This is a genomic window from Allokutzneria oryzae, assembly GCF_042429765.1.
Classification (GTDB): Bacteria; Actinomycetota; Actinomycetes; order Mycobacteriales; family Pseudonocardiaceae; genus Allokutzneria; species Allokutzneria oryzae.
Window position 1 is genome coordinate 152,634 of record NZ_JBHLZU010000002.1, and the last position, 20,595, is coordinate 173,228.

General features: G+C 70.8%; 21 protein-coding genes. 11 read left to right on the plus strand and 10 right to left on the minus strand.

The window, feature by feature from the left end:
• Positions 1–110: 110 nt before the first annotated feature.
• From ACFFQA_RS01090 to dapF, 3 genes are read left to right on the plus strand one after another with little or no spacing between them, the layout of a single operon-like run.
• Positions 111–842, plus strand: a complete 732-nt coding sequence (locus ACFFQA_RS01090; protein ID WP_377849603.1) for a class III extradiol ring-cleavage dioxygenase family protein — start codon at positions 111–113, stop codon at positions 840–842.
• Positions 839–1,723, plus strand: coding sequence for a tRNA (adenosine(37)-N6)-dimethylallyltransferase MiaA (gene miaA / locus ACFFQA_RS01095; protein WP_377849604.1), 885 nt, complete (start codon positions 839–841; stop codon positions 1,721–1,723). The genes ACFFQA_RS01090 and miaA overlap by 4 nt, the downstream gene beginning before the upstream one ends.
• A 14-nt stretch (positions 1,724–1,737) precedes the next feature.
• On the plus strand, positions 1,738–2,631 hold the full coding sequence (gene dapF, locus ACFFQA_RS01100; protein WP_377849605.1) for a diaminopimelate epimerase: 894 nt from the start codon (positions 1,738–1,740) through the stop codon (positions 2,629–2,631).
• 8 nt (positions 2,632–2,639) lie between these two features.
• Here dapF and ACFFQA_RS01105 read toward each other — a convergent pair whose 3' ends face one another.
• Complete coding sequence (locus ACFFQA_RS01105; protein ID WP_377849606.1) at positions 2,640–3,536, minus strand: SMP-30/gluconolactonase/LRE family protein; 897 nt, start codon at positions 3,534–3,536, stop codon at positions 2,640–2,642.
• Positions 3,533–4,774, minus strand: a complete 1,242-nt coding sequence (locus ACFFQA_RS01110; RefSeq protein WP_377849607.1) for an MFS transporter — start codon at positions 4,772–4,774, stop codon at positions 3,533–3,535. The genes ACFFQA_RS01105 and ACFFQA_RS01110 overlap by 4 nt, the downstream gene beginning before the upstream one ends.
• Positions 4,775–4,836: 62 nt before the next feature.
• On the opposite strand from ACFFQA_RS01110, the gene ACFFQA_RS01115 reads away from it, so the two are divergent.
• The 3 genes from ACFFQA_RS01115 to ACFFQA_RS01125 all read left to right on the plus strand — a co-directional run bounded on the left by ACFFQA_RS01115 (position 4,837) and on the right by ACFFQA_RS01125 (position 7,915).
• On the plus strand, positions 4,837–5,343 hold the full coding sequence (locus ACFFQA_RS01115; RefSeq protein ID WP_377849608.1) for an ArsR/SmtB family transcription factor: 507 nt from the start codon (positions 4,837–4,839) through the stop codon (positions 5,341–5,343).
• 59 nt (positions 5,344–5,402) lie between these two features.
• Positions 5,403–6,821 (plus strand): GTPase HflX, encoded by a 1,419-nt coding sequence (hflX, locus tag ACFFQA_RS01120; RefSeq protein ID WP_377849609.1) that lies wholly within the window; start codon positions 5,403–5,405, stop codon positions 6,819–6,821.
• 80 nt (positions 6,822–6,901) lie between these two features.
• Positions 6,902–7,915: a hypothetical protein gene (locus ACFFQA_RS01125; protein WP_377850195.1), complete on the plus strand. Its 1,014-nt coding sequence runs from the start codon at positions 6,902–6,904 to the stop codon at positions 7,913–7,915.
• Here the strand turns inward: ACFFQA_RS01125 and ACFFQA_RS01130 are convergent.
• From ACFFQA_RS01130 to lexA, 6 genes are all read right to left on the minus strand, one after another.
• Positions 7,912–8,667 carry an ESX secretion-associated protein EspG gene (locus tag ACFFQA_RS01130; protein ID WP_377849610.1) on the minus strand — a complete coding sequence of 252 codons (756 nt, stop codon included), beginning with the start codon at positions 8,665–8,667 and terminating at the stop codon, positions 7,912–7,914. The two genes, ACFFQA_RS01125 and ACFFQA_RS01130, sit on opposite strands and share 4 nt — an antisense overlap.
• Positions 8,664–9,200 (minus strand): DUF3558 family protein, encoded by a 537-nt coding sequence (locus tag ACFFQA_RS01135; RefSeq protein ID WP_377849611.1) that lies wholly within the window; start codon positions 9,198–9,200, stop codon positions 8,664–8,666. Before ACFFQA_RS01135 ends, ACFFQA_RS01130 begins: the two co-directional genes overlap by 4 nt.
• Positions 9,197–9,613 (minus strand): hypothetical protein, encoded by a 417-nt coding sequence (locus ACFFQA_RS01140; RefSeq protein WP_377849612.1) that lies wholly within the window; start codon positions 9,611–9,613, stop codon positions 9,197–9,199. Before ACFFQA_RS01140 ends, ACFFQA_RS01135 begins: the two co-directional genes overlap by 4 nt.
• 11 nt (positions 9,614–9,624) lie before the next feature.
• Complete coding sequence (locus tag ACFFQA_RS01145; RefSeq protein WP_377849613.1) at positions 9,625–10,815, minus strand: hypothetical protein; 1,191 nt, start codon at positions 10,813–10,815, stop codon at positions 9,625–9,627.
• A gap of 167 nt (positions 10,816–10,982) precedes the next feature.
• Entirely contained in the window at positions 10,983–12,275 is a 1,293-nt protein-coding gene (locus tag ACFFQA_RS01150; RefSeq protein WP_377849614.1) for a KamA family radical SAM protein, read from the minus strand.
• A gap of 216 nt (positions 12,276–12,491) precedes the next feature.
• On the minus strand, positions 12,492–13,166 hold the full coding sequence (gene lexA, locus ACFFQA_RS01155; RefSeq protein WP_377850196.1) for a transcriptional repressor LexA: 675 nt from the start codon (positions 13,164–13,166) through the stop codon (positions 12,492–12,494).
• Between the two features lie 328 nt (positions 13,167–13,494).
• On the opposite strand from lexA, the gene ACFFQA_RS01160 reads away from it, so the two are divergent.
• The 3 genes from ACFFQA_RS01160 to ACFFQA_RS01170 all read left to right on the plus strand — a co-directional run bounded on the left by ACFFQA_RS01160 (position 13,495) and on the right by ACFFQA_RS01170 (position 17,906).
• Positions 13,495–13,971: a LysM peptidoglycan-binding domain-containing protein gene (locus ACFFQA_RS01160; RefSeq protein WP_377849615.1), complete on the plus strand. Its 477-nt coding sequence runs from the start codon at positions 13,495–13,497 to the stop codon at positions 13,969–13,971.
• A gap of 414 nt (positions 13,972–14,385) precedes the next feature.
• Positions 14,386–14,859: a transcriptional regulator NrdR gene (gene nrdR / locus ACFFQA_RS01165; RefSeq protein ID WP_377850197.1), complete on the plus strand. Its 474-nt coding sequence runs from the start codon at positions 14,386–14,388 to the stop codon at positions 14,857–14,859.
• A gap of 224 nt (positions 14,860–15,083) precedes the next feature.
• Entirely contained in the window at positions 15,084–17,906 is a 2,823-nt protein-coding gene (locus tag ACFFQA_RS01170; protein ID WP_377850198.1) for a vitamin B12-dependent ribonucleotide reductase, read from the plus strand.
• 44 nt (positions 17,907–17,950) lie between these two features.
• Here the strand turns inward: ACFFQA_RS01170 and ACFFQA_RS01175 are convergent, their stop codons facing one another.
• Positions 17,951–18,631, minus strand: a complete 681-nt coding sequence (locus ACFFQA_RS01175; protein WP_377849616.1) for an alpha/beta fold hydrolase — start codon at positions 18,629–18,631, stop codon at positions 17,951–17,953.
• A 52-nt stretch (positions 18,632–18,683) separates the two neighbouring features.
• On the opposite strand from ACFFQA_RS01175, the gene ACFFQA_RS01180 reads away from it, so the two are divergent.
• On the plus strand, positions 18,684–19,112 hold the full coding sequence (locus tag ACFFQA_RS01180) for a MarR family winged helix-turn-helix transcriptional regulator (RefSeq protein WP_377849617.1): 429 nt from the start codon (positions 18,684–18,686) through the stop codon (positions 19,110–19,112).
• On the opposite strand, the gene ACFFQA_RS01185 is transcribed toward ACFFQA_RS01180, so the two are convergent.
• A complete protein-coding gene (locus ACFFQA_RS01185) occupies positions 19,070–19,891 on the minus strand; it encodes a CPBP family glutamic-type intramembrane protease (RefSeq protein ID WP_377849618.1) in 822 nt (273 codons plus the stop codon). The two genes, ACFFQA_RS01180 and ACFFQA_RS01185, sit on opposite strands and share 43 nt — an antisense overlap.
• A 62-nt stretch (positions 19,892–19,953) precedes the next feature.
• Here ACFFQA_RS01185 and ACFFQA_RS01190 point away from each other — a divergent pair, with 62 nt between their 5' ends.
• Positions 19,954–20,583: a TetR/AcrR family transcriptional regulator gene (locus tag ACFFQA_RS01190; protein ID WP_377849619.1), complete on the plus strand. Its 630-nt coding sequence runs from the start codon at positions 19,954–19,956 to the stop codon at positions 20,581–20,583.
• Positions 20,584–20,595: the final 12 nt, after the last annotated feature.

A 20,595-nucleotide genomic window follows, 5' to 3' on the forward strand; every position in this document is an offset into this window, starting at 1 on the left:
CAGGGCGCTCCTCGGAACTTCGAGGCCGGGTTGTGACCTACCCATGACCTTGCACCGCCCAACCGGGTGCGTTCGGCCGAACGCGTGAGGTGGCACTAGCCTGCCGGAACGTGATCGTTCGAGCCGCCGTGCTGCCCCACCCGCCGTTGCTCGTGCCGCAACTGGTGTCGGGGGCCACCGAGGAGACCGAGCCCGTCCGCAGAGCCTGTCTGGAGGCGGCCCGCTGGCTGGCCGAGGCGACACCGAGGTGGTCGGCGGTCGCGGTGGACGAGGTGGGCTCACGGGTGATCGAGCCCGCGACCAGGGGCAGCTTCTCCGGCTACGGGGTGGACGTCCCGGTCAGCCTCTCCGAGATGCCCGACGGCGTCGGCCGGACCGACCCGCTGCTGCCGCTGCCCGCGCTGATCGCCGGGTGGCTGCGCGAGCACGCGGGCGCGGACGAGGTGCGGGTGCGACTGGTGACCCCGGAACTGGACCCGGACCAGTGCTGGCTGGTCGGCCACGAGCTGGTCGACGCGCTCGCCGGGCCCGAGCCGGTCGCGCTGCTGGTGCTGGGCGACTCCTCGCCCCGGCACGGTGAGCGCGCCCCGGGGAAGCCGGACCCGCGCGCGGGGGACTTCGACGAGGCCGTCCGGGTGGCGCTGGCCGACGCGGACGCGGACGCGCTGATGGACATCGACCCGGAGCTGGCCGCCGAGCTCGGCGCGCGCGGCCGCTCGGCGTGGCAGGTCCTCGCCAGCGTCGCGCAGAGCTCCGGGGTGTCCTGGCGCGGCGAGGTCGACTACTCCGGCGCCCCCTACGGCGTCGGCTACCACGTGGCCCGCTGGGAGCCGGGCGCGTGAACCGGCTGGTCGCCGTGATCGGGCCCACCGGGACCGGCAAGTCCGACCTCGGCGTTGAGCTGGCGCGCCGGCTGGGCGGGGAGGTGGTCAACGCCGACGCGATGCAGCTCTACCGCGGCATGGACATCGGCACCGCCAAGCTCACCGAGGACGAGCGCGGCGGCGTCCCGCACCACCAGCTCGACGTCCTCGACGTCACCGAGACCGCGTCGGTGGCCGCTTACCAGCGGCACGCCCGCGCGGATGTGGAGGCGGTGCTCGCTGCGGGCCGGGTGCCGATCCTGGTCGGCGGTTCCGGCCTGTACGTCCAGGCGGTGCTGGACGACCTGGAGTTCCCCGGCACCGACCCGCGGGTGCGCGCCCGCTTGGAAGCCGAGGCGGCCGAGGTCGGCCTGCACGTGCTCCACCAGCGGCTTTCCCGGCTGGACCCGGCCGCCGCCGCGGCGGTCCTGCCCACCAACGGCCGCCGCATCGTGCGCGCGCTGGAGGTCATCGAGCTGACCGGCCGCCCGTTCTCGGCGACCATGCCGCGCCCCGGGGCTCCGCGCTACGACGCCGCGCTGGTGGGCCTGGACCGGGAGACCGGGGAGCTGGACCGGCGCATCGACCAGCGGGTCACCCGCATGTTCGACGCGGGCCTGGTCGAGGAGGTGCGGCGGCTGGAGGCGGTCGGCCTGCGCGAGGGCCGCACGGCCTCGCGCGCCTTGGGCTACCAGCAGATCCTGGAGGACGTGGACGACGCCGCCGCCGTGACCGCGCAGGCGACCAGGCGGTTCGTCCGGCGGCAGCGCTCGTGGTTCCGGCGGGACAAGCGGATCACCTGGTTCGACGCGGCACGGCCGGACTTGACCGCCTCGGTGCTCGCGGAGCTCAAGCGGTAACTACCCTGGACAGGGTGGGTGTTGAGTTCGCCAAGGGGCACGGGACGCAGAACGACTTCGTCGTGCTGGCCGACGCAGAGGGCAAGCTGGAGCTGACCGACGAGCGGGTGCGCGCGCTGTGCGACCGCAGCCGCGGCCTCGGCGCGGACGGGGTGCTGCGGGTGGTGCGCAGCGAGCACGTCGCGGACGCGCCGGAGGGCATCGAGGCGGAGTGGTTCATGGACTACCGCAACGCCGACGGCTCGATCGCGGAGATGTGCGGCAACGGCGTGCGGGTCTTCGCCAACTACCTGGTGCACGCGAACCTGGCTCAGCCGGGCGGTTTCCTGGTCGGCACGCGAGCCGGGGACCGCGCGGTCGTGGTCAACGACGACGGCTCGGTGACGGTCGAGATGGGCCCGGCGCGGGTCTTCGGCGAGTCCACCGCGACGGTCGGCGGCCGGGCCTTCGCGGGCATCGCGGTGGACGTGGGCAACCCGCACCTGGTGTGCGTGACGGACGTGGACCTCGCCGAGCTCGACCTCACGGTGCCGCCCGGCCACGATCCGGTGATGTTCCCGCACGGGGTGAACGTCGAGTTCGTCACCGAAGACCCGCTTGCGGGGTCGAGCAGCGTCACCGAAGACCCGCTTGCGGGGTCGAGCACCGGAACAGCGCTGTCCGCCTCCGCGATTCACATGCGCGTCCACGAACGCGGAGTCGGTGAGACCCGCTCCTGCGGAACGGGCACGGTGGCGGCGGTGGCGGCGGTGCTGCACCGAGCCGGTCTCGACGGCGGTGAGCTCGTGGTGAACATCCCCGGCGGTCAGGTCCACGTCTCGGTCGGGGACCAGACCAGCACCCTCACCGGACCGGCGGTCCTGGTGGGCGAGGGCACGCTCTCCGACGCGTGGTGGCTGTCTCCCTGACCCGCTGCTCAGAGCGCGGGGTGCGGCGCCGGGGCGGTCTCCAGCCTGCCGTGGCGGCCGGCGGCGACCACGGCGGGATGTGACGTCGGGGCCGTGCAGCAGACCAGGGTGTCCCGGTTCGGGCCGGCCAGGGCCACCGCGTAGGTGTTCTGCGTCGTCGCCACCCGGTGGGTGATCCGGCCGCCTTCGGTCACCCGCAGCGCGCACGCCTGGACCCCCGCGGCCACCCACACCCCGCCCGCCGCGTCGGCGCAGATGCCGTCCGGGGCCGCGCCCGCGCCGCTCAGGTCGGCGAAGACCTCGGGGTTGGCCAGGGAGCCGTCCTCGGCCACGTCGAAGACCACCAGGCGCAGTCCCAGGGTCTCCGCGATCACCATCCGGCCGTCCGGCAGCAGCGCCGTGCCGTTGGGGAAGCGCATCCCCGGCGCCACCACCCGCACCGAGCCGTCCGGCTCGACCAGGGCCACGTCCGCGGTCGGGATCTCCGTGCCGGGGGCGAACAGGGCGTGCTCGCCGTGGGAGTCGATGAAACCGTGCAGGTCGAAGCCGAAGTTGCCGACGTAGGCGCGCCCGGCCGCGTCGACCAGCATGTCGTTGGCGTGGAAGGTCGCCACGCCGGAGAGGTCCGCGTGCCGGACGAGCTCGCCGTCGGGCTCCAGGCGCAGCACCGATCTGTCCACCATGGACACAACGAGCATCCGCCCGTCCGGAAGCCAGCCCAGCCCTGAAGGCTGCCGTGGCACGTGGCAGACCACCTCGCGTTCGCCGGTCAGCATGTCCACGCGCAGCACGCGGTGGTCGTAGAAGTCGGAGAGGTACAGCGCCCCGTCCGGGCCGAGCCGGGGGTCTTCACCGAAGTGGAGCTCTTCGAGAAACACTTGTGCGTCAAGCAACTCCGCGCTCATGCCTTCGACGCTAGTGCCGTTGTGGGTAGGTCGCGCAGCCGCCGCAACGGTGACGCGAGCACCCACAGAACGGCCAGTGCCATCCCGGCCGAGGTGATCCACAGCGTCGCGCGTACTCCGATCAGCTCACCGATCGCGCCGCCGGCCAGCGCCCCGAGCGGCTGCGTGCCGAACACCACGAAGCGCACCGACGCGTTCATCCGGCCGAGCAACCGGTCCGGGCAGATCGCCTGGCGGAAGCTGACCTGGGCGATGTTGTAGACGATCCCGCCGTAGCCCAGCGCGAACCACGCCACCATGACCAGGGTCGCGCCCCATCCCGGTGCGGCCAGCGGCGCGAGCAGCGCCAGCGGCTGGGTCACCAGCATCGCCAGCCAGATCGTGCGCGCCTGGCCGAACCGCGTTCCCCACCACCGCGCGGTCACCGCGCCGCAGACCCCGCCGATCCCGAAGCACGCGAGCACCACGCCCGAGAGGCCGGGGGAGAGGCCGAGGTCCCGGGTGAGGAACAGCAGCAGCACCGCCATGCTGGCCGAGCTGAACAGGTTCCAGGTGGACGTGCAGCTCACGATCGCGCGCAGCAGCGGGTTGCCGAGCACGAACCGCAGGCCCTCCGCGATCTCCGGGAGCAGCCGCCGCTCCGTGGTGACCGGCGTTGGCTCCTCCGCGTCGACGCGGCGCAGGAAGACCGCCGACGCCAGGTAGCCGCCCGCCGTGGTGAGCATCGTGTTCGCGCCGCCGACGGCCTGCACCAGCCAGCCGCTGAGCGCGGGACCGCTGACCTCCGCGACCGACATGCTCGCCTGGAGCTTGGCGTTGCCCTCGACCAGGTGCTCCCGCCCGACCAAGCCGGGCAGGTACGCCTGGTAGGCCACGTCGAAGAACACCGTCAGCGTCCCGACCAGCAGCGCGACCACCAGCAGGTGGGTCAGCGTGAGCGCGCCCGCCCACCACGCGATCGGCACCGTGGCCAGCAGCGCGGCCCGGCCGAGGTCGGCGGTGAGCATCAGCGGGCGGCGGCGCATCCGGTCCACCCAGACGCCCGCTGGCAGGCCGATCAGCAGGAACGCCACGGACTTCGCCGCGGTGAGCAGCCCCAGCTCCAGCGGGCCGACGGCCAGTGCCGTCACCGCGAGCAGGGGCAGCGCGGTGCCCCCGACCGCGGTGCCGAACTGGGCCACGGTGTCGCCGATCCACAGCTGCCGGAAGTCGCGGTGCCCGCGCAGGGAACTGGCCATGGCCGCCAGCGTCGCAGAAGTGATTGGAAACGGTCAATCACTCCGGGCTCTAGGCTGTTCCGGTGAGCACGTCCAAGCGGCGAACGGCGACCGAGCGCGAGGCGGCCGCGCTGGCCTCGGCGGTCCGCATCCGGATCATCCGGCTGACCGTCGCCGAGCCGTTGACCAACCGGGAGATCGCCGAGCGGCTGGACCGCGATCCCGCGACGACGCTGCACCACGTGCGCAAGCTCGTGGACGCGGGTTTCCTCGAAGCGCTGCCCGCCCGCCGCGGTGCCAGGGGCGCGCGGGAGATCCCCTACCGCGGCACCGGGCTGTCCTGGGCATTGGAGATGGACCGGTACGGCGGCACCGTCAACCAGCCGGTGCTGGAGGCGTTCCTCGCCGAGATCGCCGAGACCGGCGTCGAGCACATGCGCTTCACCCGGCTGTCGCTGCGGCTGGGACCCGCGCAACACGCGGAGTTCGAGTCCCGGCTGCAGGACCTCATCGACGAGTTCGCCGCCCGCCCGAGGGAGCCCGACGGCCGCGGCGTCGGGCTGTTCTTCGCCCGCTACCCGGCTCCGTGAGCGGTTCGTCGCCCGGGACGGGGGAAACCAGATGCGGACCGTGGGACACTGGAGCACGTATGAGTGAGCACATGAGCCTGCCCGACGCCGATGACCGGGACTTCGACGACCCGTTCGTCTCCACGGGCGAGATGGAACTGGCCGACCGCGCCGCGCTGCGCCGGATCGCCGGGCTGTCCACTGAACTAGAGGACATCACCGAGGTCGAGTACCGGCAGCTCCGGCTGGAGCGGGTGGTGCTGGTCGGCGTGTGGACCGGCAGCGACGCGCAGGAGGCCGAGGCCTCCATGACCGAGCTGGCCCGACTGGCCGAGACCGCGGGCTCGGAGGTCCTCGACGGCCTCGTGCAGCGCCGCGACCGGCCGGACACCGCCACCTACATCGGCTCCGGCAAGGTGGCCGAGCTGCGCGAGGTCGTCCTGTCCACCGGCTGCGACACGGTGATCTGCGACGGTGAGCTCTCGCCCGGCCAGCTGCGCCAGCTGGAGGACAAGCTCAAGGTCAAGGTCATCGACCGGACCGCGCTGATCCTGGACATCTTCGCCCAGCACGCCCGGTCCAGGGAGGGCAAGGCGCAGGTCGAGCTCGCCCAGCTGTCCTACATGATGCCCCGGCTGCGCGGCTGGGGTCAGGCGATGAGCCGCACCGGTGGTGGCATCGGCACCCGCGGTCCCGGTGAGACCAAGCTGGAGACCGATCGGCGGCGGATCAACAAGCGGATGGCCAAGCTGCGCAAGGAGCTGCGCGCCATGGGCACGGTCCGCGAGACCATGCGCGGCATGCGCAAGGCCAACGCCGTGCCGAGCGTGGCCATCGCCGGGTACACCAACGCGGGCAAGTCCAGTCTGCTCAACGCGATCACCGGCGCGGGCGCGCTGGTCGAGGACGCGCTGTTCGCCACCCTCGACCCGACGACCCGGCGCAGTGAGACGCCGGACGGGCGCACGTTCACGCTCACCGACACCGTCGGCTTCGTCCGGCACCTGCCGCACCAGCTGGTCGAGGCGTTCCGCTCGACGCTGGAGGAGGTCGCCGACTCCGACCTGCTGGTGCACGTGGTGGACGCCTCGGACCCGCTGCCGGAGCGCCAGGTCTCCGCGGTGCGCGAGGTGTTCAACGAGATCATCGCCGAGCGCGAGACGCCGATGCCGCCGGAGCTGCTGGTGGTGAACAAGATCGACGCGGCGGACGAGGTCACCCTCACCCGCCTGCGGCACCTGTTCCCCGGCGCGGTGTTCGTCTCCGCGCACAGCGGCGAGGGCGTCCAGCGGCTGCGCGAAGTCATCGCGGAGGAGCTGCCCCGCACCGACGTGGAGCTGGAAGTCTTCGTGCCGTACGCCCGCGGCGAGGTGGTCGCCAGGGTGCACGCGGAGGGCGTCGTGCTCGACGAGCGGCACACCGACGACGGCACCGAGCTGCGCGCCCGCGTGCTGCCGCCGCTGGCCGGCGCGCTGGACGAGTTCGTCGTGCGGCACTGAACCCGATCCGGTTCCATGCGTCTACTCAGACGTGGGTCAACGGTGGGGAAGTGGGTAACCGCGTGGGTCGGCTGCGTGCTCTGTTCGGTGTGACGGCTGCGCTGCTGACGCTCTCGGTGGTGCCCGCCGCGGCGGCTCCGCCCGAGCCGGTGGAGCGCTGCCGCATCGCTGACAAGCGGATCACCGAGCTGTCCGGCCTCGCCGCCGACGCCAAGAACTGGTACGCCATGAACGACGGCGGCACCAGGCTGACGATCTACGTGCTGAACAAGAGCTGCGCGGTCCAGCGCACCATCACCAACGCCACGGACCCCTTCGACGTGGAGGACCTCGCGCTCGGCAAGGACGGCACGTTGTGGCTCGCCGACACCGGGGACAACCGCAAGCAGCGGGAGACCGTCGCGCTGCACGCGCTCACCCCCAACGGCAGGTCCACCCTCTACCGGTTGACCTACCCGGACGGCCCGCACGACGTCGAGGCGCTGCTGCTGGACCGGTCCGGCGTGCCCTACCTGGTGTCCAAGGAGCCCTTCGGCGACGCCAAGGTCTACCGGCCGTCCGGCAAGCTCTCCGCGCCCGGCCCGACCCCGTTGGAGAAGGTCGGCTCGGTGTCGCTGCGCTCGACCAGCACGCCCGGCGGGCCGGTCGGGGCCGGCATCGGCTCGGTGCTCGTCACCGGCGGCGCTGTGAACGCGGACGGCACCGTGGTCGCGTTGCGCACCTACACCGAGGCGTACCTGTTCTCGGCCCCGGACGGCGACATCGCCGCCGCGCTCGCCCGCCAGCCAGTGCGCGTGCCGCTGCCCAACGAGGAGCAGGGCGAGGCCATCGCCTTCGACACCGACGGCTCCCTGCTGTCCGGCTCGGAGGGCAAGAACTCCCCGATCCGCGCGATCGCGGGCGCGGTGGACCTGGCGCGCTCCCAGGGAGGCGGTGAGCGCACTGACACCCCGCCGCCGACCAGCACGGAGGGGAGCGGCCAGGCGCAGCCGCCCACCGAGAACGGGACGTCCTCACTGGGCGCGCTGGCCGTGGCCGGTCTCCTCGCCGCCGGCGTGGTGTTCTTCTTCAGCCGCCGCAAGGCGAAGAGCTAGCTGAACGGTCCTGACAGCAGCTCGGTGAGTCGGGTGAGCATCAGGTGCTGATCGATGGGTGAGAGCGTCAGCCAGTTCGAGCGCTCGGTGATCGAGTACCGGCCGTCCGGGGTGTCCACGAAGGTCACCGGTGATCGCGCGATGGCCCTGACGTCCTTCTGGGGGTGCGGCCGCAACGCCGTCGCCTGTCCCAGTGCGGTGGTGCTGGAGTACGTGGTCAGGAACCTCCGCGCTTGAGCCCGCTCAGCCCCCGAGGCCACGAGCCGGTCCTCGGCTGCGCTGATCGCCCCACTGTCCGCCCACGCGGCTCCCGCCCGCTCCAGCGCTGCCGCGGGCACCTGCCCTGACTGCCCCTTGCCGGGCCGGCACGACGGAAGCGCCGCGACCACACCGCGCACGTGCTCGTCGCGGTCCATCCAGGTCAGGTCGATCGTGTCGCCATGCCACACCACCCGCAGGCACGCGTGCCCGTGCGCGAAGCTCCCGATCCGGGTCTGCCCGGAGTGGTCGGCGTAGAGAACGGCGAGCTCACTGCCCGCGTGCGCGATGGCGTGCAGGGCCGAACTCAGTGCCTCACCGACCCGCACGGCGTCACCGAGTCCGTGCTGCGCCAGCCAGTCGCTCGCCCAAGCCTTCGCGTGGGCGCGCTCCTGGTCGTCCACGCCGTGCTGCAGAACCACGAGCGGGTAGGGCATCACACCGAGCCCGAGCCGCTCCCAGCAGACCTCGTAAACGACAGCTGGAACCCTCATGGCACTCGCGGGGCGACGCGCTCACCGATGTGCTTCGCGGTGGCGCACCCGTCCCGCCCCGGGGCCGAACTGTCCACCACGGTGATCCTCCACTTTCCAGGCGGTGACTCGAAGAACAGTTCGCACTCGCCGGACCTTCCTGCGAGGGTTCCCTGACCTAGGGCTGCTCGCTTTCCGGCTACCGTGACTTCTCGGCGGTTTTCGAAGTCGAAGGATTCGAGCTTTCGGTTGGGTAGGAAGGTGAGTCCGGCGGTGAGCCTTGAGCCGATTTCTGGTGACGGCTTGATTTGGTATCCGCAGTTGGGAAAGGGCTCTTCGTCGAGTTCGGCTGGCTTGGTTTGGTTACCTTGGTAAGGGAAATCCGCGGGTGTCATGAGCTTGCAGACGTCGGCGGCGGTGATGGGGCCGGTGGATGCGGTCGCGGGCGGAGGTGTCTGCGCGACGGGCGATGGTTCTCCGGTGACGCCGGAGGTGCAGGCGGTGGTGAGGGTGACCGCGATGAGTGCGGCGGTGAGGTGAAGGCGGTGGGTCATCCGGGGCTTCCTGGGAGGTTGTCGGCGCTGTTCCGGTCGGCGCGTTCCCATTCCCGCGCCATGGCGGCCACTTTGTCGCGGTAGACGACAAGGGCCCTGTGGTAGTCGATCCAGAAGCGTAGGGCACCGCCTTGCTGGTCTGACGCTCGCGCGATGATCTTCGCGCGGATCGCTTGTCCCGCCTTCGATTTCCCTAGGTTAATTTGATGTGTGTCGTCGTAGAATATGCGTGCCTTCGTGACTTCTTCTTCGGCGATGTTGATCATGTCGTCGAGTTCTTTGGTGACCCAGTCGGCGGTGACCTTGTCGTAGGTGATTCCCAGCCCCAGCTGGGCGTTCATGCGGTCCAGGGAGTCCCGCACCTCCCGGTAGGGCGAGTCCTCCGGAGTGGGCTTGTCGTCCCAGGTGGCCATCGGTTCCCCTCTCACCGGTCGTCGTCGGAGTACTCGCCGATCACCGGCGGAGCCACCAGGGGGAGGTCGCCGACCAGGTCGTCGGTGACCGGGTACTTCCGCTGGTGCTCCTCGTCCTCCGCGCGCTGGCCCGTGCCCCCGAGCGCGGGTTGGAGGAAGCCGCCTCCCGCGCCGCGCGGGGCGGCCGTGGTGGTGCGGGGAATCCCGGCCCCCGTTCCGCCAGGTACCGGGCCCGAACCCCCTTGTCGGCCACCGGCACCGGGTGACGGCGTGCTTCTGGAGGACGAGTCGTAGGCGGAGTTGCCCGGTCCGAGGGCCATGCCACCGAACCCGGCACCGCCGGCTCCGACGCCGCTGAACCCTCCGGGACGACCATCCCCGTCCGGGGAGGTGTTGGGTGGCTGGAGCGGGCGTCCGGTGCCGATGTCGTCCGAACCCACCAGTTCGAGGTCACCCCTCGGATGTGGATCGGGGTCGGGAAGGGTGTGCGGCACCGGTGTGGGGTGTGGAGGCGGCGCCGGGACGGTCGACAGGTCGAGGTCCCGCGGCTTTGATCCACCCCTCCCACCGCTCCATCCGCCGCCTCCGCCCCCACCACCGGGATCGGGCGGTGGCGGGGATGGAGGGCCCCCGGGCTCGCCACCCGGGTCGAAGAACGCAGTGGGGACTGTGGGAAACGGTGGCGTCGCGCTGTCCATCTCCGCCGCCTGCTTGTCGAGCTGGGTGCCCAGCTCGATGGCTTCCTGGCGTTTCGCTTCCTTCTGCTGCTCGTAACGGGCGTGGTCGGTGCTGACCAGGACCAGGTCCTGCGGGCCGAAAGTGGTGGTGTTCTTGGGGAACTCCCGGCCGGCGACGGTGAGCGACTTGACCATCTCCGAAACGCTGTTCGCCTTGGTCGCCGCGGGTTCCAGCACAGTGCTGACTCGCTGTGCCGCCTGCTGCTGGGTGTCGCCGTAGCCGCGGAGGCCGTCTCCCGCCTTCTTCGCCTTGTCCACCGACGGCGCCTGCCAACGGCCCGCGAGCCTGGCCGCGAGCTGGTTCATGCGGTCGGCCAACTGGACGGCGACCTTGCCCCGCTCCTGGAAATCCCTCGCGAGATGCGCCCCAGCGCCGTCCGGAACACTGCCCAGGAGGTCTCGGAGCTGATCCAGTGACATCCCGGCGTAGTTGTCCGCACTTGAGAAGTGCCGGTCGCCCACCATCGATTCCCCCTGCCGCCCCCGCAAGCACCACGGCGATGTTAACCGGGCAAAACGCCACGTCGTGGGTGAATCGAGGGGTTGTTGCGGTGGTGGCAACGGCGTGCGGCGGAACTCTTGGGCAGACACCGGACACCGCGCTGGTGTCCGGTGCCTGCCCGCCGTAGGGCCTACTCCAAGAAGTCCGGCCTGCCGAACGCGGGCTTGAGGTCGTCGAACCACAGCGCCTGTTCGTCGTAGGCGGCGAAGAACGGCCGGTTCACCCTGTTCGGGTCGCGGGCCTGGAGGAAGCGGCAGACGAACACCTTCTCACCGCCGACCTCGGTGACCCCGTCGAGCACCACCTTGCCCGGTGATGCCGACATGACCGGCCCGCGCGCGGTCCGTTCCAGGCCGGAGACCTGGCTGATCGCCTCCCGGTAGATGTCCACGACCTGGTGCAGTGGAAGGGCGAAGTAGTCCCGCGCGCCGGTGTCGCGCTCGACGAACATGTAGTACGGCACGACGCCGAGCCGCACCAGCTCCCGCCACATCCGCGCCCACGCGTCCGCGTTGTCGTTGACGTGCTTGACGATCGGCGCCTGCGCGCGGATCACGGCCCCGGTGTCCTTGATGCGGCGGACGGCCTGCTTCACCGCGTCGGTCCGCAGCTCCTGCGGATGCGAGAAATGCGCCATGACGGCGACGTGCTTCCCCTGCGCGACAAGCCGTTCGAACAGTCGCAGCAGGTCGTCGGCGTCGGGGTCGGTGGTGAAGCGGTACGGCCAGTAGGACAGTGCTTTGGTGCCGAAGCGGACATTGCGCACGTGCTCGAAGCCCGGCTCCAGCAACGGTTCCACGTAGCGCGCCAGCAGCTCGGTCTTCATGATCATCGGGTCGCCGCCGGTGAGCAGCACGTCGGAGATCTCGTGGTGGCCGCGTAAGTAGCCGAACACCCGCTCCGGCCGGTCGACCTGCTGCTTGAGCTCGGAGATCCCGACGAACTGCGCCCAGCGGAAGCAGTACCCGCAGTAGGAGTGGCAGGTCTGGCCGTTGGCGGGGAAGACCAGCGCGGTCTCCCGGTACTTGTGCTGGACCCCGGAGAGCTGGCCCTCCTCATCGCCGGGGACGTTCTTCTCCATCTGGTCCCCGGGGTGCGGGTTGAGGTCCTTGCGCAGCGGCGCGACGGCCGCCCGCAGCTCCGCCCGGTTCGCCCCGGCGTCCAACATCGCGGCGACGTGCTGGTACATCGAGTCCGGCAGCATGTCCCGGTGCGGGAAGGTGAGCCGGAAGATCGGGTCGTCCGGTGCCGCCGACCAGTCGATCAGCTCGTCCAGGACGTAGTTGTTCACCTTGAACGGCAACACCGCGCTGACCACCGCGATGTCGCGGCGCAGCTCGGGCGCGAGCCGGCTCACCTGGGGCAGGTCGGCGAGCTTCGACCCCGGAGTGGACGTCATACGTTGCTCTGGTTGGGTGATCATCGTCCCCGAATGTACGTGCGTCCGGGTTGAAGGGACTACCGCCGTTCGCAGGGCTCGCGCGAGGGCCGAACGGGGCCGGCGCCGGGGTGCCCGCCGCCCTCGGTGACGATCCGCCACCCTCCCGATGGGTTGACGCGACGGCAAACCACCGAACAGGGTTGTACCCGCCCCGGAGCTGGGAGGGAGTCCCCGGGGCGGGTGCGTGCGGGGGCCGCGCTACAGGCGGCGCAGTACAGCCACCACCCGGCCCAGGATCGCCGCCTCGTCGCCGAGGATCGGTTCGTAGGCGGGGTTGTGCGGCAGCAGCCAGACGTGGTCGTCGCGGCGCTTGAAGGTCTTCACCGTGGCCTCGCCGTCGATCATGGCCGCGACCACGTCGCCGTTCTCCGCCGTGGGCTGCTGGCGCACGACCACCCAGTCGCCGTTGGTGATCGCGGCGTCGACCATCGAGTCGCCGACGACCTTCAGCAGGAACAGCGAGCCCTCGCCGACCAGCTCCTTGGGCAGCGGGAAGACGTCCTCGACGGCCTGCTCGGCCAGGATCGGGCCACCGGCGGCGATCCGGCCGACCACGGGCACGTACGCGGGGCTCGGCCGGTCGGCGGCCTGCTCGGCCCGGTCGTCCGGCTCGGGGGAGCGGACGCCGTAGGCCCTCGGGCGGTTCGGGTCGCGGCGCAGGTGGCCCTTGCGCTCCAGGGCGCGCAGCTGGTGGGCGACGGAGGAGGTGGAGGTCAGGCCGACGGCCTCGCCGATCTCGCGGACGCTCGGCGGGTAGCCGAAGCGCTCCACCCAGTCCCGGATCACCTCCAGCACCCGGCGCTGGCGCGGGGTGAGCGCGGTGTCGTCGGCGGGCTCACCGTCCGCGAGCTGGTCACCGCGGTCGGGGAACACGCGGACCTCGGCCTGCTGCTGTCCGGCCGTCCCGACAAGTTCGCCGGTCGCGCCGTCCGAGCCGGCGCGGGTGCCGGATCCCTCGCGTGTCACCGTCCTCGCCCTCCCTGATCGCTGGTGTGCACTCGCCGTGGCGTCACCACGTGAACGCTAGTCGTAGCCGCGCCGGAGATCAAACAGGTGTTCGAACGCCACGCCTTCGGGTCACCCGGCGAGTTCGGCTCGATTTCGCCGATCCGGGGTGGTAGACATTCGCACAGCAGTTCGATCGAACGTCTGTTCGATCTTACTGTACGACCTCAGCCGAACGGTAGGACGAGGAGGCGTCATGACGACGCTGGCGCGCACCGAGACGGAAGCCCGCACCGGGCGCGAGCAGGGCGCTCGCCGGGTGGTCGTCGAGCTCCACAAGCGTCCGCTCCGCAGGCATCCCGGGCGCGGCACGGTGATCGTGCCGACCCCGGCCCACTCCGCCGTAGCCTGCCGCGTCCGCCGCCGGAGCGCGACCGCGCGGGCGCTCGACGTGCTCGGCGCGCTGGTGCTCACCGCGCTCGCCGTGGTCGCGCTCGGCCTGCTCGCGCAGCTGCGCGGGGTGGACGACGGCCCGGCGCTGCCCGAGGCGGTCTCGATCGTGGAGGTCGATCCCGGCGAGTCGCTGTGGCAGCTCGCCCGCAGGGTCGCGCCCGACTCGCCCTCCGGTGCGGTGGTGAACCGCATCGTCGAGCTCAACGAGCTGCCGGACCACGTCGTGCACGCCGGTCAGCCGCTGCGCGTGCCGGACGGCAGGAAGCCGCCCCAGCCGTGAGCTGACCGCGGTCCCGGTAACCCCGTTACGTACTCTTGGCGGGGTTTGGCGGCGCTCGTCTTCCGCGCCATGAGTGCGAAACGGGAACCCGCGCCATCGGGGCGACCCGGGTGAACAGGGCCTGGTCGTCGGCACACGCCGCCACGCCCTAGCCTCCTCCTGCCGGGCGTAAGGAACACTCATTTCGGGGGACTTCCACGCCCGCGCCCTGGCCAGGCGAGTTGCATCTCCGTCCCGCGATGCATAGGTTCTACCCCAACATCTAGTGGTTGCTCCGGCTTTGGTTGTCCACAGGTTGGGTTCACACGGGTTTCACAGCGTGCCGATTCCCGCACGCTCCGTTCGGCACGACCCCAACCCGCGCCGTCCCCGGGGAGCCACCGATCCAGCGGCATGTGGGAAGGGGTGAGCGGGGTGCGTTGCCCGTTCTGCCGGCACTCCGACTCCCGGGTCGTCGACTCTCGCGAGGTCGACGAGGGGCAGGTCATCCGGCGCAGGAGGTCCTGCACGGAGTGCAGCCGCAGGTTCACCACGGTCGAGGAGGCCATCCTCGCCGTGGTCAAGCGCTCCGGCGTCACCGAGCCGTTCAGCAGGGACAAGGTCGTGCGCGGCGTGCGCAGGGCCTGCCAGGGGCGGCCGGTCGACGAGGACGCGTTCCAGCAGCTGGCCCAGCGGGTGGAGGAGGCGATCCGCTCCACCGGTGCGGCCGAGGTGCCGAGTCATGAGGTGGGGCTGGCGATCCTCGGCCCCCTCCGTGAGCTGGACGAGGTCGCCTACCTGCGCTTCGCCAGCGTGTACCGGTCCTTCAGCTCGGTGGAGGACTTCGAGAAGGAGATCGCGGACCTGCGCCAGGCAGGCTCCGACGAAGCGGAGGCGACCAGCGGATGAGCGCGGTGTCAGACAACGACGGCCCGCGGCGGCGCCGAGGCACCGCTACCGCTGCCCCCGCCGCAAGGAAGCGGCGCGGCGGCAAGCAGAAGGACGACACCGGGGCCGGTGTCGTCACGACGCCGAGGAAGGCGTCCGGCAAGCAGCACGCGGGACCGGACCGGACGGGGAGCCCGGACGAGGTCGCGCGGGCACAGGTGGAGCAGCAGGAGAGAGGGAAGGTCATGACGGAGACCGTCGGCGCTGGCGAGGCAACAGCGGCGTCAGGGGGCACCGGTGGCGGGCTGCGCGTGCAGCGCGTCTACACCACCGAGGGCGTGCACCCCTACGACTCGGTCAGCTGGGAACGCCGCGACGTGGTGATGACCAACTGGCGCGACGGCACGGTGAACTTCGAGCAGCGGGGTGTCGAGTTCCCCGACACCTGGTCTGTCAACGCGGTCAACATCGTGACCAGCAAGTACTTCCGCGGCGCCGTGGGCTCGGACAAGCGCGAGCACAGCCTGCGCCAGCTGATCGACCGCGTGGTGCTGACCTACGTCAAGGCGGGTGTCGAGCACGGCTACTTCGCCAGCGCCGCCGACGCCGAGGTCTTCGAGCACGAGCTCACCTGGATGCTGCTCCACCAGGTCTTCAGCTTCAACTCCCCGGTCTGGTTCAACGTCGGCACGCCCTCCCCGCAGCAGGTCTCCGCCTGCTTCATCCTGGCCGTCGACGACACCATGGAGTCGATCCTCAACTGGTACAAGGAAGAGGGTCTGATCTTCAAGGGCGGCTCCGGCGCCGGCGTCAACCTCTCCCGCATCCGCTCCTCCCACGAGCTGCTCTCCTCCGGCGGCAGCGCCTCCGGCCCGGTGTCGTTCATGCGCGGCGCCGACGCCTCCGCTGGCACCATCAAGTCCGGTGGCGCCACCCGCCGCGCGGCCAAGATGGTCATCCTCGACGTGGACCACCCCGACGTGGAGGAGTTCATCGAGACCAAGGCCCGCGAGGAGGAGAAGATCCGCATCCTCCGGGACGGCGGCTTCGACATGGACCTCGGTGGCAAGGACATCACCAGCGTCCAGTACCAGAACGCCAACAACTCCATCCGCGTCTCCGACGAGTTCATGCGCGCGGTGGAGGACGGCGGCTCCTTCGGGCTGCGCTCGCGCACCGACGGCGAGGTCGTCTCCACCACCGACGCCAAGGGCCTGTTCCGCAAGCTGGCCAAGGCCGCGTGGGAGTGCGCCGACCCGGGCATCCAGTACGACGACACGATCAACGCGTGGCACACCTGCCCCGAGTCGGGCCGGATCACCGCGTCGAACCCGTGCAGCGAGTACATGCACCTGGACAACTCCAGCTGCAACCTCGCGTCGCTGAACCTGATGAAGTTCCTGCGCTCCGACGGCACCTTCGACGGGGAGACCTTCGCCAAGGCCGTCGAGCTGGTCATCACCGCGATGGACATCTCGATCTGCTTCGCGGACTTCCCGACCGAGCCGATCGCCGACACCACGCGCAAGTTCCGCCAGCTGGGCATCGGCTACGCCAACCTCGGCGCGCTGCTGATGGCCACCGGCCACGCCTACGACTCCGACGGCGGCCGATCGCTCGCGGCGACGATCACCTCGCTGATGACCGGCACCGCCTACAAGCGCTCCGCCGAGCTGGCCGGTGTGGTCGGCCCGTACGAGGGCTACGCCCGCAACGCCGAGCCGCACCGCCGGGTCATGCGGCAGCACGCCGCGGCCAACGACCTGGTGCGCACGCTGCACAAGAACGACGCGGCGGTCCACAAGCTGGCCACCATCGCCTGGCAGGACTGCCTGGAGCTCGGCGCCCGCAACGGCTGGCGCAACGCGCAGGCCAGCGTGCTCGCGCCCACCGGCACCATCGGCCTGATGATGGACTGCGACACCACCGGCATCGAGCCCGACCTGGCGCTGGTCAAGTTCAAGAAGCTGGTCGGCGGCGGCTCCATGCAGATCGTCAACCAGACCGTGCCGCGCGCGCTGACGGCCCTCGGCTACCAGGCCGAGCAGGTCGAGGCGATCGTGGAGTACATCGCCGAGCACGGCCACGTGGTGGACGCGCCGAGCCTGAGGCAGGAGCACTACGAGGTCTTCGACTGCGCGATGGGCGACCGCTCGATCGCCCCGATCGGCCACGTGCGGATGATGGCCGCGGTGCAGCCGTTCATCTCCGGCGCGATCTCCAAGACCGTCAACATGCCGGAGTCGGCGACGGTCGAGGAGGTCGAGCGGATCTACTTCGAGGGCTGGAAGCTCGGCCTCAAGGCGCTGGCGATCTACCGCGACAACTGCAAGGTCGGCCAGCCGCTGTCGGCGGGCAAGTCCGCCCGCGGCGCCTCGGACAACCAGGTCGAGACGGTCGTGGAGTACCGCCCGGTCCGCAAGCGCCTGCCGAAGAAGCGCCCGAGCCAGACGGTGTCCTTCACCGTCGGCGGCGCCGAGGGCTACCTGACCGCGGGCTCCTTCCCCGACGACGGCCTCGGCGAGATCTTCGTCAAGCTCGGCAAGCAGGGCTCGACCCTGGCCGGTGTGATGGACGCGTTCTCGATGTCGATCTCGGTGGGCCTGCAGTACGGCATCCCGCTGGAGTTCTACGTCTCGAAGTTCATGAACCAGCGCTTCGAGCCCGCCGGCATGACCGACGACCCGGACGTGCGGATCGCCACCAGCGTGCTGGACTACCTGTTCCGCCGCCTCGCCCTGGACCACCTGCCGCTGGACAAGCGCGCGGAGCTGGGCATCTTCTCCGCCGACGAGCGCACCGCCCAGGTGGAGCAGGGCTACGGCCCGGACGTGGACCTGACCAGCCTGCAGACCACGGTCGACTCGACCCCGCAGCCCGCGCCCGCCGTGGAGCAGGCCGCCAAGCCGGAGCCCGCGACCAAGGTCGGCAGCTCCATGGAGATGCTGGAGCTGCGCCAGGGCAAGGCCGCCGACGCGCCGCTGTGCTTCACCTGCGGCACCAAGATGCGGCCCGCCGGGTCCTGCTACGTCTGCGAGGGCTGCGGCTCGACGTCCGGCTGCAGCTGACTCAGGACTCTGACGGGGTGTCTGCCGACGAGGCAGGCACCCCGTCAGTCTGCCCGCAGGATCGGGCGCTCGACGTCCAGCAGGCAGGCGGCGAGGCGGTCGGGCATGGACAGGAACGGGGAATGGCCGCTCGGCAGGGTGTGGACCTGTGCGCAGGGCAGGGCGGTGTGCATGCGGCGCTGGGTGGTGATGCCGAGCGCGCGGTCGTTGAGGCATTCGACGTACACGCGGGGGATGCGGCCGAAGTTCTGGTCGGTGAGAAGGACTTCCGGGCCGCCGAGGGGGATGGCGGGTTCGGGGACGAGCTGAGCTGATGCCCACGCGGCGACGGCGGGAGGGCAGTCCTCGAAGAGCACCTTCTCGGGTTCGGACACGGTGAGTTCGCCGTTGGTCAGCACGAGGTGATCGCGCAGGACGGACTCGGTGTCATCGCGCATGACGTCGGGTGGGACAACGTCGTTGGGAAGCAAGAACGCGGCGATGTAGACGAGCGTGCGCACGTGTTGCGGGGCCAGCTCGGCGACGGCGGAGATCTGCATGCCGGAAGAGCTGTGGCCGACCAGGACCACGGGTTCGGGCTGGGCCACGACGAGGTCGCGGATCTCTTCGACGGTGGCGCGGTCGGGGGTGTGCACGGTGTGCCCGGCGTGGCGGAGTGCGGCGGCGACGCGGTCCCAGCACCAAGCGCCGTGCCAGCGCGCGTTGACGAGAACATATGTGTGCATATCGCACACGTTATCTGTGTGCTTTGCACGGGACAAGTGGCAGGATGTGCACGTGGCAACGAAACGGGGCGGGCCGGAGCTGTTCCGGCTGGTGCGGTTCTGGTCGCGAAGGTGGGCGGCGGAGGTGGCCGGGCGCACCGACGAGAGGGCGCACGTCCAGCACGTGCAGGTGGTGGAGGCGGTCAGCCTCTCCGGGGACACCGCGGGCATCGCGCATCAGCTCGGGGTGGACCGGTCGGTGGCGAGCCGGATGATCACCGAGGCGGTGGCTGCCGGGTACGTGGTGCGTGAAGCGTCGCCGGTCGACGCGCGGCGGGTGACGGTGCGGCTCACGGACGCGGGGACCGAGCTGCTGGACGCCTCGCACCGATGGCAGCAGGAACGGTTCGACAGCCTGGTCGCGCACTGGGAACCGGCCGACCGCAAGCGGTTCGCGGACTACTTGCGCAGGCTGGCGACTGAGGTGGTCGACGAGCGGTAGCGCGCGATGACCTTGAAGGTCGCGACGGTGATCAGCAAGTAGGCCGGGACGGCGAGCAGTGCCTCGGGAGCGACGATCTCGACGGGTGCGCCGGTCGCGCGGCCGAGGACGATCCTGTTCGCGGACAAGAACGTCAGGTGCAGGGCGATGTTGGTCCACAGCGAACCGGTCGTGGTCCTCGCGACGAGCAGGGTGTAGCCGAAGAGTCCGAGCAGGAGCAGGTACGAGATGGGCTCCTCGCCGACCGGGGCGATCGACGGCGGGGGCGATTCCTTGCCCAGTAAGGCGGCAACACCTGCTGTGACCACTGTGGACAGACCGGGTGCCGCCATGAACATCGCGGTGGTGAAGGCCATCGCCCAGCGCTGCTTGTGGCGCTCGCGCAGGTTCTGGAAGACGTAGCCGCGGAACGCCAGCTCCTCGGGCAGGGCCTCCAGTGCGAAGGCGATCACGGCGTTGGCGCCGAGGAAACCCAGGAGCGCCGGCAGGTCCAGCGGCCCCCAGCGCAGCCAGCCGAGCGCGGTCGCGCTGCCGATCGTGACCGTCGCCGAGCTCGCGGTGACGAGGAAGCCGAGGCTGAAGGCGCGCGCCGACCAGCGGAGGTCCAGATCGGACAGCGGGCGGCGGTCTACCCGCCCGCACAGCACGATGATCAGCGGGACCGCGATGCCGCCGCACAGCAGGGCGGCGACCAGCTTGTTCGCGCCGCTGCCGCCCGCCACGCCGAGGGCGATCGCGAAGACCGTGGTGCCCAGGAGTGCTCGGATGTACGGATGCATACTGCCCCTCCTTGATTTCGTACGACTGTACGGAAAAAATCCGGGATGGCTAGAGTGGGGGTGTGCCGAAGATCGTCGACCACGACCAGCGCAGGCGGGAGCTGGCCACAGCGGTCTGGCGGGTGGTCCGCCGGGACGGACTGGGCGCCGCGTCGGTGCGCGCGGTCGCCAAGGAGGCCGGCTGGTCGCCCAGTTCGGTCCAGTACTACTTCGCCACCCAGGACGAACTGCTCACCTTCGCCATGCGGATGACCGTGGACGGGGCCGACGAGCGGCTGCGGGACGAAGCGGGGGTGCCGAAAGACCCGAGGGCGCGGGCGTTCGCGATGCTGGAGCGGTTGCTGCCGTTGTACTCGGATGCGCGGATCGCCACGGAGCTGTGGGTGGCGTTTCTGTCCCGCGTGCTGGTCGACGCCGAGGCGCGGGCTTTCAACGCCACGACAGCGCGTGAGACCTCGGAGCTGTTCGCTGAGCTGGTCGGGGGACTGCGCGACGCCGGGATGGCCCCCGCGCAGATCGATCTCGATGTGGAGACGGACCGGTTGCACGCGCTCTTCGACGGGCTGTCAGTGCAGGTCGCGACCGACTCGGAGCGGATGACGCCGGAACGCGTGCGCGCGGTCGTCGTGGCCCACATCGACTCGTTGTTGCTGCCGGAACACCGCGGGACGTGGCATGATCCGCCGCGATGACCTCGACCTCCG